Below are 13,887 nucleotides of genomic sequence, written 5' to 3'. Positions count from 1 at the left end.
ACGCCGGATGCGCCCACGCCGGAGAAGACGGCTACGGCATCTCGCCGCGCTCCGCATCATCCGCAGGCACTGCACCGGCCGCGCTGACCAGGACTCGCGGATCCGGCTCGGACACCGCCTCATCCTGCGCGCTGGTCTCCGCCTCCGGCTCGCCCAGCGACTCGCACGAGAGCAGGTACCGGTACTTCCCCTTCCCCTTGCCCATGCCCTTGCCCGCCCCGTCCTCCCCGGCAGCACCATGCCGCTCCAGGCCACACCACGCTCTGGTCTATTCCGGCTCGTCGTCGCCTTCGTCTTCGTCGTACCGGTCCATCCGCTCGAACTCCTTCCACACGTCCGTCCCCGGACCCGCTACGAGAAGATCGCGGTCGTCCCAGTCGAAGCCGTTGAACTCGCTGAAGAACATGTTGGCGATGTGAACGTTGGCCTCGACGCTGGCTACATGGAGCGCCGGGACGCGAAAGGGCTCTACCCGCTCCTCCTCGGGGTCGATGTCGACACCCAGAAGAGGAAGATCGTCCGAAGCGAACGTCACGGCGTCGGCAAGGTAGACATGGCCGTAGGCCAGCCCGTGACCTGCCGGGGCCGCGGCGAGCACATCGCCCGGCCGCGTACCCCGGTACTTGTCGTGGTCCAGTTCCCCGACGTAATGCACGGCACGGTCATAGTTGTCCGTGGCGTCGTCCGACTGCTGGAAGGCATCCCTCATCCCTACGGGCGTCAGCAGAGCCTGCAAGAGGCGCTCCCAGCCGTCGGGGTTGGTGAAGTCGGTTCGGATGACGGGCACACCGGCGTCTTCATGCCGGGGAAGAGGAAGGGGTATACGGGGCTCCTGGTGGAGAGATGGGCAACGGCTTCGCCCGCGCGGGGCCGGTGGGTGTCAGCGGGTGCACCGGTCCAAGGCGCTGCTCAGGTGATTGTCCGGCATGCGCAGGAACAGGGCCTGGATCTCGTCCGCCGGATTTCAGAAGGGCCGGTACTCCTCGTCCTCATCGTCGTACAGCCCCTCGTGCTCCTCTGCATCCGCCAATTCGTGGGCGCCCATCGGTGTCAGGGCACGGTCACGAAGATCCCATCGAACATGGGGTCTGTCCACTTCGGGGCGACACTGCCACAGCGTCCCGACGTTGCGACTCTGCACCTCGCCGAAGTAACCAGGCCGCGACCGACAGGAACGGGCTGTCCTCGGCCTTCCTCGCCTCCTCTCAGGAGGCGAGCCGTGCCCGGCTCAGTTCCTCCGGCCGGTCAAGGGAGTCGACAGTGAAGTCCCAGCCGCCGCCGGGCTCCCGCTCCCACTGGGGAACGCATCCTGCTGTGCGGCCAGCCACGTTCAGCCGCGGGTTGTCCGACCAACGCTTCGGCCTGAAGTTCCTCATTGTCCGTGCCTGGCGACCCCAGACGTGCCAGCGGCACCACCGGCGTGGGGATCTACGTCGCCTATATCGGCTGCGCCTGACCGAACCCGGGTGCAGCCGGAGGGTCCTCACCCCGTTGGTGGGGGCCCTCTGTCTGTCGGGGCCTGCCCTCGCGCCCCTTTAGTGGGACGGGCACGACGGAATCCTCCTTCTGGGACTTCCCGCGGACGCGGGTGTTCTCCGCTACGGCGAATACAGCCTCACCATCGTCCACCCCGGATCCCCCACGGACGCGGCCGATCTCCCCGCTCATGACCCAGCCGTGGCCCGCCAATTCGCAGAATGCTTAGGCACCGTCGACACGATCCTCGAAGACCTGGGAACTGTCCCCGCGACCGCTGACGTAGCCGCCGGCACCCGAGCCGACCTGGAACTGGTCCGCGTCGGATGCTGGGGCAGCGTGAGGGAGATAATCGACCCCGCTCTTGGACACACCGCGGACGACTTCCCCGTCCTGGAGTTGACGGAAGAACTCCACAAGAAACTCCCCGACGCGGTGATCACCGCTGCGTGCACCATCGACGACAACACCGCCCATGGCGCCTGGGCGATCTTCCACCCCAGCGGTACAAAGCTCCTGGCGTCTGGCCGGCACGCTCAAGAAGACGACTGGTACGTGGAAGGAGAACCGCAAGCCGTTATCGACGCGTTCGGCATCACCAGTGAGGCCCTGACGGAAGCAGGCATCCACCTCGACGAGCCCGACTACATCTTCCCCCGGGATGCGCCGGCCCAACTCGCCCTCGAACGCGTCGCCCCCTCAACCACGACGGCCGCGCCATGTCTCTGTTCCGTGTCCGGCACACCGAAGAGGCCACCTCGGTCATGCAGGAAGCGTGGCTCGAAGCGTAACGAGCCGAACGCGCATGCCACGACGGCCACTCCCGCCCGACCTACACCGAGATCCACACGGATGAGAAGGTCGCCACCTGCGTGGACTTCCTCACCCGCGCCGCCGCGTTCTTCCGCACCCCACGGCATCACCCGCATCGAACGCGACCTGCCCGACAACGACTGGTCCTACCGCAAAGACCTGGCCTGGAAACCGGCCCTGACCGACCTCGGCGCGACCGGCAAATTCACCCGCGCCTACCGGCCACAGACCAACGGCAAAGTCGAATGCTTCCACCGCACCCTGCTCGACGAATGGGCCTAGATCACGGCCCTTGACCGACAGTTCGCTCAGAGGAAGAACAATCCCGGCGACGGACGAATGACGGAAAAGAGCCACCATTGCGCACAGTTCGCTGCGGCAACGTAAGTACGAAGCAGAGGCCGCAAATCCTCGCCGTCGCCACACTTCCGAAACGCCGGAGCAGCGGGCGAAGCGACGCAAGGAATCTGCAGCAGAACGCCGCCGGGGCGAGGTCGGTCGGATTGCGGTCCAGCGGCTGGGGGAATCCCACCCCGAGGAGTTTGATGACTACCTTGCCGAGGAGTACCACGAGGCCGGCATCGCATTGCCCGACGCCCTGGCTCCCCGAATAGCCTCCCGGCTCGAACTGCAGGCTGAGACGCTGCTGCTCTCGCCATTACGTGCAGTCTCCACGCGAGCGGAGGTGAACCGTCCGCCGGACGCCTGCGCTTCGGCCAAGATGCGTGCCCTCCGCGCAGGCGGAGGTGGGCCGTGAGCTGCCGCTCCGTGCCCAAGATTGTCAGTATTCGAAGCGGGAGATGGCAGGCACGTCGAGATCGTCCTCCAGGTCGACTTCGGGGAAGCTGTTTTCGTAGACCGGTTCGATGAAGACGTTGCTGTAGTCGGGCTTCGCAGGACGAGGGACATTGCCAACGATCTTGTTGTGCGGCTGCGGTGTTGAGGGGGGCATGACGTTCCTTGGTGTTCTACGGCCGTAAGCCGTGGTCGGGTTGTGATGGGTCGCACGGTCGGGCCTGCGTCCGACGAGCTTCTGGATGCGGCGCGGGCCAGCCGTAACGTCGGGGCCGATGCCGCGGCCCAGATGTCGGCGAGGTTCAGCTCCGCCGACGTAGCCGTGGAGACGATCTGTTGGGCCCGTCCGGTGTGGTGCCGTACCGGGTCGCGGTTGGTGTCGGCGAGGGACTGTGAATCGCTCCAGATCCTCGATTCGATGATCATGATACGTGTATCGGGCTCAGCAGATCTTGTCAGGCGACGCGTGGGGTGAACCACCCACCGTGCAGGCGGAGAGCAGGCACCCCTGTGCGGCACGTCATCGACGATGAACGCCGGCCGCTGCCACGCCCACGTCGGTCGACCTGACGCCCACATGATCGCGGGCCACATGCCGACGGACGGGGTGCAGGCTCCGGGCCTCATGGCTGCGGCCCGATGCCCGGTGGGGCTATTTCCGGCGGGCGATCGTGATGATCTCCCGGCTCGTATCGGTGACCGGTCCGCGGTGCCAGTCACCGTACCGGGCCTCGGTCTCGAAGCCCGCGCCGACGAGGAACGCGTCGAGCCTCACAACGTCGAGGAAGCGCAGGCTCGTGCGGTCGACGCGGAGGACGCTGCCGTCAGGCTCGGCCGTCGTTTCGGTGAAGGTGACGACGTCGTCGGCGACGGACTCGGTCTCGTGCCAGATGCGCAGGGCGCGGCCGGCCTTGTCGGCGATCTCGGATACCCTCGACGGGTTCCAGCCCTCCCAGGCACGCGCCTGCGGGTGGCGCGTCTCGAACGCGAAGCGGCCACCCTCGCGCAACGCTGCATGGATCGCCGCGAGTGAGGCGCGCAAGTCGTCGTCGGTGACAAGGCATTGAAATGCGTGACCGGCCATCGTCGCGAGATCGAATTCGGTATCCCACCCCGCGTCCGCCGCGGTGCCCTCGACCCACTCGATGTCGGTACGACGCCGGGCCCGGGCCAGCGCGGCACCGTCCGGGTCGAGGCCGACGAGACGTCCGGTGTGGCCCTGCTCGCGCGTACGGTGCAGCATGGAGCCGGTCCCGCAGCCGACATCCAGAACCGAGTCGGCGGCCATGACCAGTTCGTCGTAGAAGCCATCACCGGGCCAGAGCTCGGGGTCCCACGGATTCAGCAGGTCATACAGCGCGGCAGCGTCAGCGTCTGAGAACACCGCGACAGTATCCACGCACCGTCGACGGTTACCAACCGGTTACCCGCCCCGCAACAGGGCGAACGTTGGCAGCGGCGGCGCTGGAGGAAAGACTCCGTTCCCGTGCGACATCCGTCAGCTCTCCGCTGCCCGCCACGTGATCAATTACGTAATCAATTACCGGGGTTGCCCTTGGTGGGGGCAGGCGCGGAGCCCGGCACGAACACACTCAACCGATAGGTGGTCGGATGCACCAAGCGCCCGCACAGTGTGTCCATTCGGGCCATCGACCAGTCGATCTGGTTGCGCTCGGCACGCAGTCGGCGCACCTGGGTTCGCCATTCCGACACGTCCTGAGTCTCGAAGACCACTTCCCAGCGTCCCGCGTCAGCGGCCAAGCGATCGGCATCCCCCTGACGCATCCCCTGCTGCTGTCGCTGCCTCTTCCGCTTCCTCTGCCCTGGCACGGACCCAGCTTCGCGGCCCCACTATCACTGCAGCAAGACCTTTTTGCCTCTGCCGAGGCTCAGCCAGCCGTTGCTCTTTGCCAGACAGGCCCTTCGGTCATCTCTGTCAGATCATCAGATCGTTGGTCTGCTTGGTCTGTGACCGAGCGACGAGCAGACCGCGCGGTCCCGCCGACTCACGTACTGAGCAACGCCCGAAGGTCCCACAGCCGCATACGGCGGTCCCGGCCCGCGGTGACGGCGACGGGACGGCCGTCGAAGTGGGTGATACGGACGGCGAAGACCTCTTTCTCGTGCTCGGTGAGCGGCACCCCGAGCAGCCTCCGGCCCGCAAGATCCCACACGCACACCGTGCCGTCCTCACCGCCGGTCACCGCCACCGGCAACCCGTCGACGACACCGACGTCCATGCACTCGATAGCGTCCCCCGGCACGGCGAACGGCGCTTCCCATGCACCGGTGTCGGGATCGCCCATGACAAGCGCCCGGCCCCCGGCGGCCACCACGCGCGCGTGGCCGTCCACAGTCACAAGTCCCACTCCGCGAACCACGAAGTCGAGGTCGTCGAATTGGGTCAACGGCTCTTCAGCTCCGATGTCCCACACCAGCACGCTGCCGTCATAGGCGCCGGACACCACAACCGGCCGGTCCCACAGCCGGCCCGCGGTGACACCGCCGACGCCGTCGCCGTGCCCGGCCAGCTCCACCTCGTCGGCCGCGGGATCGGGGTCGCTTTTCGAGGCGTCCCACAGATGTACGGCGGGGCCGGTGCAGCCGCTGAGGAACAGCGTCCGGCCGTCGAGCTCCATCGTGGTCGTGGAGGCCACCCCGCCGTGCTCGTAGCGGGCGTACGTCCGTACGGCACCGCTCGCCAGATCCCACTGCGCGAACGGCTGGTGGTCGCCTCCCCCGCCCACCACGACCCGCCCGTCGACGACCGCGGCACCGATCGTGAGGATGTCGCTGAACTCGTACTCGTCCTCCGGCCGCCACGGCATGTCGAGCCGATGCCCGGCCCACTGATCGCGCAGCGGATCCCAGCTGAAGACGTCACCGCTGAAGTCGGTGCAGACAAGGAGCGGACTTCCGCCGACGACGACGATGTCGAAATCCAGGATCGGCGAATCGGAGGGGATCCTGCTGGCCAGCAGGAGTGAGGATGTGGACATGCCGCGATCGTAGTGTTCCGGCCGGGGTTGTTGGCCGAGTTGGTCAGGTCAGGTCAGCTCAGGGCACTGTGGCGAGGGCCCCGTCCGCCCTCCGCGCACACTGCACGGCGAGGTGCCGGCCGACCTGGAAGCGCTGGCGAACGGGAAGCGACCCTCGTCACGGAGAGCCGGCCCGCCCATCAGCACGCGATGGAACGCGCGATGCGGAATCCCACGTCGTCGATCTGGAAGGTCGGGTGGCTGCGGCGCCGCACCGAGGCCCGGCAGCTCCACGGCTCGTCGAACCAGCCACCGCCACGCAGCACCCGATAGGTGCCGTAGACCTCGGCATCGTAGATGTCCCAGCACCACTCCCAGACATTGCCCAGCATGTCGTACAGGCCCCATGCGTTGGGCTGCTTGCCGCCCACGTCGTGAATCCGCTCGTGCGAGTTGCCGCGATGCCAAGCGATCTCGTCGAGCTGCCCGTACCGCGCACCGGCCGTACCGGCACGACATGCGTGCTCCCACTCGGCCTCGGTCGGTAGCCGGTACCCGTCAGCGGATGCGTCCCGCTCGATACCCTCGACGTCGGCGTGGAGGCGATACGCGGGCGTCAACCCGTCCTGCTGGGACAGGGCGTTGCAGAACCGGACGGCGTCCAGCCACGAAACGCCCTCGACGGGCAAGCGGTCACCTTGGGCGGCGCTCGGCCGCCGGCCGGTGACCTGTGCGTATCGCGCCTGGGTGATCGGGAACGCCGCGAGCTGGTAAGGCGCAACCTCGACCGACCAGCTGCGCTGCGTTCGCCGGTCCGACAGCGTCACCTGCCCCGGTGGGATGGCAATCATCTCGTATCGTGCGCTCGCGTCCATGGGCAGGTGATCTTACCAACGGCCCGTCTCTCAAGATCCCGAAGTCGTACGGGCGTTACAGCCGGACGATGACGAGGGCGATGTCATCGCGGGCGCCGGCGCTGACGCCGAGGCGTGCCAGCAGTGCATCCGCGAGGCGTTCCGGGCTCAACTTGCTGCAGTGGGAAAGGGCGTCGGCGAGGCGAGCCACACTGGCGTCGATGTCTTCGTCACGGCGTTCGATGAGCCCGTCGGTGTAGAGGACGAGGGTGTCGCCAGGTGTGTACGGAAGGTGGGCCTGGGGGCGGGGCACATGTTCGGGGCGGGCGCCCAGCGGCGGGTCGGTGGCTTGGTCCAGGAGTTGGTGGGTGCCGTCGGCGTGCAGCAGGACCGGCGGTGGGTGACCGGCGCTGCTGTAGATGATCTGGCGGCCGGCGGTGTCCATCAGCACTTGGACGGCGGTGGTGGCCAGGGCTTTGTCTACGGAATGGGCGTACAGGCCCAGCACTGTCAGTGCCTGGGCGGGGCCGTCGACGGAGCGGGCGGCGGCACTGAGGGCGCTGCGGAGCATGCCCATGACGGCGGCGGCTTCCAGTCCGTGGCCGACGACATCGCCGACAGAGACGGCGAAGGTGTCCCCCGGGAGGTCGACGACGTCGTACCAGTCGCCGCAGACATTCAGTGAGCCGATGGCGGGGAGGTAGCGCACAGCGATATCGCGGTGCCGGGCAAGGTCGGGCGAGTGGAGCATGGCCTCCTGCAGGGTGACGGCGACCTGGCGCTCGCGGGCGTGGGCGCGGCGCAGCTCCTCGTTGAGGTGTTGCAGCGCGCGTGCCCGGACATACAGCTCAGCCTCCATCGCCTCCTCCCGTTCGCTCAGATGCCCGCCGGGCATCTGACGGGCCCGGCGGGAGTGGACGAACGCAGTCACGTCTTCCACCCGGTGGATGATCCACGCGACCGTGCCGTCCGGCCCGAGGACAGGGGTGTTGATCGTGGACCACCAGCGCTCCTCGAACACCCCCGGCCGGCCGGCGACGGGGATGTCGTACCTCTGGACCGCCATCGTGTCGGGCTCCCGGGAAGCCAGAACCCTGCGCAGCGAGGGGTGGAGGTTCTGCACCCCTTCGGCATCGGGTCGGCGGGATTGTCCGGGAAGGCGTGGAAGACGTACTGGCCGATCAGATCGTCCCGAGTCCGTCCGGTTGCCTGGAGGTAGGCCCGGTTGACGTCCACGATCACCAGGTCCGGATCGAGGACCAGGCATGCACTCGGCGTCGCGGCGAACAGCGCCGCATGATCGAGATCCGGTCTCCTCACGCGCTCCCTGCCCATCCCTGCCGCTCACGGCCCGCCCGCCCGATCCAATCTACGAGGCGCCCGGCGCCTGCGCTCGCCGCGACACCGCCGCGCTGTGGAAGGAGGAGCTGGATCGGTCTGGGGTGGTTAGGCATGACCATGGCCCGTGACCCATGCCCCATGACCGGTTCGGCTGGCAGCCCGAGTGAGTGAAGATCACGGCGCTGACGGGTTGCTCGAGTGACGGGTTTAGGTGTGGCGTGCGGTGTCAGCTGTTGGGTCGCCGTGGGCCGGCGGTCAAGGACGGTCAAGCAGCTTGTGGCGACTGGTTACTTCGCCTGACGCTTTGGGTGGCACTGGGTCTCGCTGCTGAGGAGGGGCTGGTTGGCCTCGCGTTCGCACCCAGCGGGAGCATTCCCATGGCACGTGGCACGTGGCACATGGCTCAGACGGCTCGGGCACGTGCAGGTCCGCGATGACGTGGTGGCAGGATCGAGTGGACGGTGCCGGTGGGCCCCACCATCAGCGGCGCTCACCAGAACGCCGTCGGAGCCCGCATAGAGAAGTCCACCTGGCCGTCTACGGACACGGCCTGCCGCTGTCGATCGTCCTGGCGCCGGGGAACGTCAAGGACTGCACGATGTTCCAGACAGCAGTGCTGGACGTCATCCTCACGCCCCGGCCCGGGACGGGCAGGCCACGACGCCGACCGACCGGATCCTGGCTGACGAGGCGTATTCCCACGGGCCATCCGGGCTGCTCAGCGTCCTGGCGTAGGGACCGCTTCGGCGGGTGTTCGGGCTAAGAGTCGGGGTCCAAAACGACCGCTTCCATACCGGCGCGTGAGATGTCGGCCGGCAGCCGTGCACTGCCGGTCGGGTCCTCGTACTCCACAGCGAAGACCAGCCGTCGCTCACGACGTCGGTCCCCTCCCTGCGAGCGCAGGTCGTGATCTCTGCGTATGACAGGCAGTCACAGTCAGACTGATCGGCGCCGCTTACAGGACTGCTGAGTGCCGGCGGCACCCCGCCTTCCGGGTGCCAGGCGATCCTGGGCGTGCCCTGTTCCCCCCTGAAGTACGTCAGCCGGTACGGCATCTTGATCAGCTCGCCGACCAGCGGGTGCGTACGGCTCCTCCTGGCCGCGGTCCGTGCGTTCGGTGATCGGCGAGCGGCGAGCGGGCCTGGTCAGCTCGCGCCGTCGTGCGGGCACGTCGGCTGGGCCGGCGGCGAGGCTTGCGGGTGTGTCGGGCGGAGGGGTTGGAAGTAGTGGGTGAGCGTCCAGCCGCCGATGCGGTTGCCGGCCTGGCACCCGGCGATGTCCGCCGTGCGGAAGTGGATTCCGGCCCAGACGCGGGCGTTGATCATGTCCTCGTTGAACTGGTCGGCGTATTCGTAGTGCCGTGTGGTGCCCGTGACTTCGGAGGGGATGTTGAGGTCGAGGTGTGTGGTGCCGAGGACCCCGGTCAGGGTCTGGGTGACGGCGCCGGTGACCGCGGCGTGACCGCTGATGTAGTCGGGGTGCGGTGGCGTGATGAGCAGTGGCTGCCACTGCGGGTCGGCTTCGGTTGCGGGGTTGTCGTCGGTGTCGGCCAGCTGGATGGCGGTGATCGGCCGCCAGAATCCGTAGTGGAGTTTGGCGTCCCATGCGGTGATCACGGCGTCGGTGGCCGACGCGTTCGCCGCGGCGAACATCCGTGCCGTGTCAGCGATGTCGAGGTGGTGCCGGGCGGTGTAGTCCCGGAAGGCCGTTTGGAGCTGCACGGCCAGATTGCCGCCGAAGAACAGGGCGGTTTCGGTCTGGTGCGCGGTGCGGGGCGAGCCGGTCTTCGTCCCCATGACCTTTACCTCGTTCACGTCCTGGGCGTAGCGGGCCGAGGACAGGGCGGGCGGCTCGACGGGGCGGAACTGGGCCGGGGAGGTGAGCAGCAGGGGGCGCAGTGTGCCGAGCCAGGTGTCGATGAAGGGCAGGTGGGCGGGCGGGGTGGGCCGCCAGACGCCGGGTGCGGGTGCAGCGGTGAACTCCACCGGTGCGAACCGGCCGTCGCCTTCGCGCAGCTCGATGAGGTGGTCGGCGGCGCGTTCGCCAAAGGCCACGCCCTGCCTCTTCGCGTTGCCGTCGGGGATCTTGGCGAGGGAATCGGCGTACGCGGCGTCGAGCGGGGCCTGGGAGGCAGGGAAGTAGGTGAGCAGTACGCGGTGTGCGGCGGTCACGGCCGCCGCCTCGGGCGATGCGGTGGAGGGCCCGCGCGCCCGCCACTTGTACGGGGCGTAGTGGCCCTTGATGCCGACCACGGCGTTGTAGACGGCGGCCGAGACGAACCCGTGCCAGATGACCACCTGTCCGGAGGGGCGGGTGGGGCTGAGGTTGGCGCTGATGGTGTCGGTGGCGATGACGTTCCAGTCGCGGATCGCCGCGGGGTCCGCTGAAGGCGGCGGGTGGCTGTCGGCGGTGGCTGCGGGGCCGGCCACGGCCGTGATGGCGAGGAGTAAGAGTGAGGCGACAGCGCCGATGGCTGTCCGTCTGCTCGAACGAGAAGTAGCCATAACTGACTTAACGGCCAAACGAGTGAACGGTCACGCCGATTCGCCGGCGGGCGGTGCGTGCGCCGGCGCGCGCGCCTTTCGTGGCCGCCCTTCGGTGATGGCACCGATGCGAACAGAAAGGCGTCTGGGCCGGGCGCGGGTGGGGCTGCTGACTTAGGAGCTGGGGGCGGCGCTGCGCCAGCTGGTGTTGGGGGCGCCGACCGGTGGCCTCGGCGTGCCGGGCAACGGGGTGGATCAGAGGTTCGGTGCCATCGCGTGAGCAGGTGACTTCACTGCCGGCCCGAATGTTGAAGAGTTGCTGCTGTCGGCTGCGGAACGGTGCCGTGCAGTGTGGTCCGGTGCCGTGCGGTGATGACGTTTTGACGCAGGGCTGTTGGCGATGGATATGCGCCGCCGACGGGCGAAATCGGCTGCTGCTCGTCCAGGACACGGATCCGGCACTGCTCGCCATCGTGCACCCACACCACCACGGCGTGGACTGTGCGACATCCCGCGAGTTCTCCTCAGCCGTGGCGAGTGCCTGGAGGACCTTTCCACCGGGATTCGCGCAGAAGCCGAGTGGTGGACCCGCGTTCTGCACCATGACGGTCCCCGGCACCTGCCCCGCAGACAGAACACCGCCGGCTCTACCTCAACGGAGTCCATCCAGCGCTTATCGGCTGGTCGAACCACTACTCCCAGCTTCGGGAAGCAACCCGAGAAGACGCTCTCACTTACCTCAAGACACTCGACGGCCATCACCGCCGAGACCAACTCGTTCCTCTGCGGCGGCTGTTCACCTGGGCCAAGTGCAACGGGCTGGTCTTCCGCAGCCCGACCGGCCGTATCAGGCGCGGACGTTACGAGTACGGCGTTCCGCAATCACTGGTGCCCGCATCAATCGACCGCGCCGTTGCCGCCGTCACCACGCCAGCCGCCCGGCCCATCCTTGCGCTTGCCGCAGCGCACGCCCCCCGGGTCGCCCAGATCGGCACCCTCATCCTCGACGCCGTTGATCTCGGCAACCGCCAACTGACCATCGGCGTACGCGTCCAACCTCAGCGAACCTCCATCTGCCGATCAACAATCAGACCGCGATGAAGAACGGACGGGCCGGCAACCACCGGATCAGCACGGCTCTTCGCGCACAGGAAGCGACGACTGGAACGGCTCCGAGTCAACCACCGACGCGAAGAGGCAGTGTTCGAGGCCTTGCCCCACTCCCCCTGGCCGAGGTGTTCGGACTCGATGAGAAGACGGCCATGCGTAACGCGAACTCGGCGCGCACTCCTACAGGGAGCCGCTGAGCAGCAGTAGCGGTGAAATCCAGTCGCCCCGGCCCTCCCCTGAGCAAATACAGCTGAGACCGGAATCGTGCCTGGTCGCGCGCCTTTCCAGGGGTGCGGGACAACTGCGGCGCCTCATCTCGCCATCCACCAGCCGCGCCACATCACGAAGACCGCCGTACGGATCGGATCGAGGCAGGACACATCGTCACCCGTGCCGAGGAAGCCGACACCTGTCACTCCGTCACGTATCGGCCGGCGCCACCCGGACTCCCCACTTTCCTTCAACTTCCTTATTGTGTCCTTCAGTAGAGGAATTTAGAGTACTTTCATGAATGATCGCCTCTACTCGGTGGAACAAGTCGCCGAACGTCTGGGCTTGCACGTACGCACCATCCGCAACTACGTGCGGGACGGGCGGCTCACCGCGGTCCGCATCGGCAAGCAGTACCGGATCGCGCACGAGGATCTGGAAGTGTTCACCGGTCGTCCGATGCCCGCGGCCCTGAGCGACACGACCGGGCGGCAGCGGCATACCGAGGTGTCGAGCATCGTGGAGATCGAGGCGGTCAGCGCCGAGACGGCCCACCGCCTGACCACCCTCCTGATGAGCTCGGCAGCCAACCATCGCCGGGGCGGCGGGCCACTGCGGATCGAGACGGCCTACGACAAGGAGAGGGCCCGGATGAAGATCATTGTCCTGGGCGGCCTGGGCGACACTGCCCGGCTGTTCGACTACATGGAGGGGGTACTCGCGTCATGAGCACGATCTACAAGTCCGAGGCCGGTGCAAGCGAGATCCAGCGGCGTTACCGGGAGGAGCTGCACACCTGGCCGGTCCCCGCCGAGCATATGCGGGTGCCGACCCGCGAGGGCGAGACCTTCGTCGTCGTCTCCGGCCCGGAGGACGCGCCGCCCGTGCTGCTGCTGCACGGCTCGGGGGCGAACACCACGATGTGGCGGGACGACATCACCTCCTGGGCGCGCCATTTCCGCACCTACGCGGTCGACCTCATCGGCGAGCCGGGCTTGAGTGCACCGTCCCGCCCGCCCTTGGCCTCCGACGCCTATGCGCTGTGGCTGGACGATGTACTGGAGGGTCTTGGGATCACGAGCGCCTCGATCGTCGGGGTCTCCCTCGGCGGCTGGCTGGCGCTGGACTACGCCACCCGCCGGCCGGAGCGGGTGACCCGGCTGGCTCTGCTGTGCCCCGGAGGCCTGGGGAGGCAGAAGGTGGGCTGGCTGGTCAAGGCCCTGCTTCTGCGCCCGTTCGGACGTTGGGGGATGCGGCGGTCGGCACGAAAGGTTGCGGGCCTGGACACGCCGCAGGCCCGGCGCGTCCTCGACCATCTGGTGCTGACCTTCACGCAGTTCAAGCCGCGTACGGAGCGGCTGCCCGTCTTCTCCGACGACGCGCTGGGCCGCCTGACCGTGCCTGTGCTGGTGACAGTCGGTGGCCGCGATGCCATGTTCGACTCCCAGGAAACCGCCCGGCGCGTGCGCCAGTGCGTCCCGCAGGCGACCGTGAACCTCCTGCCGGAGGTTGGCCACGCAATCCTCGGCCAGACCGATTCCGTCCTGGCGTTCCTGCGCGGCTGACCCGTCGTTGCAGTCCGTCCGTCGTGCGGCGGACAAGATAGGCCGCAAAGGTGCAATGGGCTGGTCAGGGCGGTGCTCTGACGCTCCGCGTTGGGTGTCGCCGGGTGCGCGCAGGGGGGGTGAGTTCGGCGACGGCGGCCCCGGTGGGTGGGGTGGTAGACGGAAGGTGTCGGGCTTGGAGTGCCGGCGCCTTCGCCATCAGCAGCAGGATAGCCTCGCCGAGGTGGGACAGCGCGCTCTGGCGGAACTCGTGCAGGTCCCA

Annotated in this window: 11 protein-coding genes and 3 pseudogenes; 4 read left to right on the top strand and 10 right to left on the bottom strand. The window is 67.8% G+C overall.

Going from position 1 to position 13,887, the window contains the following annotated elements; translation table 11 throughout:
• Nucleotides 1-31: 31 nt before the first annotated feature.
• Together DY245_RS44085 and DY245_RS02300 are read right to left on the bottom strand one after the other, a co-directional pair.
• Nucleotides 32-205 (bottom strand): hypothetical protein, encoded by a 174-nt coding sequence (locus tag DY245_RS44085; protein WP_181923481.1) that lies wholly within the window; start codon nucleotides 203-205, stop codon nucleotides 32-34.
• 63 nt (nucleotides 206-268) lie between these two features.
• Nucleotides 269-787 carry a DUF6924 domain-containing protein gene (locus tag DY245_RS02300; RefSeq protein WP_128502898.1) on the bottom strand — a complete coding sequence of 173 codons (519 nt, stop codon included), beginning with the start codon at nucleotides 785-787 and terminating at the stop codon, nucleotides 269-271.
• A 770-nt stretch (nucleotides 788-1,557) separates the two neighbouring features.
• On the opposite strand from DY245_RS02300, the pseudogene DY245_RS45100 reads away from it, so the two are divergent.
• A pseudogene (locus tag DY245_RS45100) lies at nucleotides 1,558-2,169 on the top strand (DUF6333 family protein); the annotation flags it as partial.
• Nucleotides 2,170-2,288: 119 nt separating this feature from the next.
• Nucleotides 2,289-2,568 (top strand): annotated as a pseudogene (locus DY245_RS02290) (IS481 family transposase); the annotation flags it as partial.
• A 502-nt stretch (nucleotides 2,569-3,070) separates the two neighbouring features.
• Here DY245_RS02290 and DY245_RS44080 read toward each other — a convergent pair.
• The 8 genes and pseudogenes from DY245_RS44080 to DY245_RS44075 all read right to left on the bottom strand — a co-directional run bounded on the left by DY245_RS44080 (nucleotide 3,071) and on the right by DY245_RS44075 (nucleotide 11,796).
• On the bottom strand, nucleotides 3,071-3,241 hold the full coding sequence (locus DY245_RS44080; RefSeq protein WP_181923480.1) for a hypothetical protein: 171 nt from the start codon (nucleotides 3,239-3,241) through the stop codon (nucleotides 3,071-3,073).
• A gap of 495 nt (nucleotides 3,242-3,736) precedes the next feature.
• Nucleotides 3,737-4,468: a class I SAM-dependent methyltransferase gene (locus tag DY245_RS02285; protein WP_128502971.1), complete on the bottom strand. Its 732-nt coding sequence runs from the start codon at nucleotides 4,466-4,468 to the stop codon at nucleotides 3,737-3,739.
• A gap of 152 nt (nucleotides 4,469-4,620) precedes the next feature.
• Complete coding sequence (locus DY245_RS02280) at nucleotides 4,621-4,845, bottom strand: hypothetical protein (RefSeq protein WP_244942773.1); 225 nt, start codon at nucleotides 4,843-4,845, stop codon at nucleotides 4,621-4,623.
• A 245-nt stretch (nucleotides 4,846-5,090) separates the two neighbouring features.
• Entirely contained in the window at nucleotides 5,091-6,083 is a 993-nt protein-coding gene (locus tag DY245_RS02275; protein ID WP_128502891.1) for a WD40 repeat domain-containing protein, read from the bottom strand.
• Between the two features lie 179 nt (nucleotides 6,084-6,262).
• Complete coding sequence (locus DY245_RS02270) at nucleotides 6,263-6,937, bottom strand: formylglycine-generating enzyme family protein (protein ID WP_220377842.1); 675 nt, start codon at nucleotides 6,935-6,937, stop codon at nucleotides 6,263-6,265.
• Between the two features lie 55 nt (nucleotides 6,938-6,992).
• Nucleotides 6,993-8,251 (bottom strand): annotated as a pseudogene (locus tag DY245_RS02265) (PP2C family protein-serine/threonine phosphatase).
• A 1,151-nt stretch (nucleotides 8,252-9,402) separates the two neighbouring features.
• Complete coding sequence (locus DY245_RS02260) at nucleotides 9,403-10,686, bottom strand: vanadium-dependent haloperoxidase (protein ID WP_244942772.1); 1,284 nt, start codon at nucleotides 10,684-10,686, stop codon at nucleotides 9,403-9,405.
• Nucleotides 10,687-11,637: 951 nt separating this feature from the next.
• Nucleotides 11,638-11,796, bottom strand: a complete 159-nt coding sequence (locus DY245_RS44075; protein ID WP_181923479.1) for a hypothetical protein — start codon at nucleotides 11,794-11,796, stop codon at nucleotides 11,638-11,640.
• A 561-nt stretch (nucleotides 11,797-12,357) separates the two neighbouring features.
• Between DY245_RS44075 and DY245_RS02255 the strand changes: the two genes are divergently transcribed.
• Nucleotides 12,358-12,789 carry a helix-turn-helix domain-containing protein gene (locus DY245_RS02255; protein ID WP_128502887.1) on the top strand — a complete coding sequence of 144 codons (432 nt, stop codon included), beginning with the start codon at nucleotides 12,358-12,360 and terminating at the stop codon, nucleotides 12,787-12,789.
• Nucleotides 12,786-13,625, top strand: a complete 840-nt coding sequence (locus tag DY245_RS02250) for an alpha/beta fold hydrolase (protein WP_128502885.1) — start codon at nucleotides 12,786-12,788, stop codon at nucleotides 13,623-13,625. Before DY245_RS02255 ends, DY245_RS02250 begins: the two co-directional genes overlap by 4 nt.
• Nucleotides 13,626-13,887 lie beyond the last annotated feature (262 nt).

The sequence above is a fragment of the Streptomyces inhibens genome, assembly GCF_003389455.1.
GTDB lineage: Bacteria > Actinomycetota > Actinomycetes > Streptomycetales > Streptomycetaceae > Streptomyces > Streptomyces inhibens.
Note: the sequence above shows the minus strand (reverse complement) of the source record. Positions and strands in the feature narration are given on the sequence as shown.

Bases quoted from the DNA above. Each gene is read 5' to 3' on its own strand.
- DY245_RS44085 (WP_181923481.1), bottom strand. From the start codon at position 205: ATGGGCAAGGGGAAGGGGAAGTACCGGTACCTGCTCTCGTGCGAGTCG.
- DY245_RS44080 (WP_181923480.1), bottom strand. From the start codon at position 3,241: ATGCCCCCCTCAACACCGCAGCCGCACAACAAGATCGTTGGCAATGTC.
- DY245_RS02275 (WP_128502891.1), bottom strand. From the start codon at position 6,083: ATGTCCACATCCTCACTCCTGCTGGCCAGCAGGATCCCCTCCGATTCG.
- DY245_RS02270 (WP_220377842.1), bottom strand. From the start codon at position 6,937: ATGGACGCGAGCGCACGATACGAGATGATTGCCATCCCACCGGGGCAG.
- DY245_RS02255 (WP_128502887.1), top strand. From the start codon at position 12,358: ATGAATGATCGCCTCTACTCGGTGGAACAAGTCGCCGAACGTCTGGGC.
- DY245_RS02250 (WP_128502885.1), top strand. From the start codon at position 12,786: ATGAGCACGATCTACAAGTCCGAGGCCGGTGCAAGCGAGATCCAGCGG.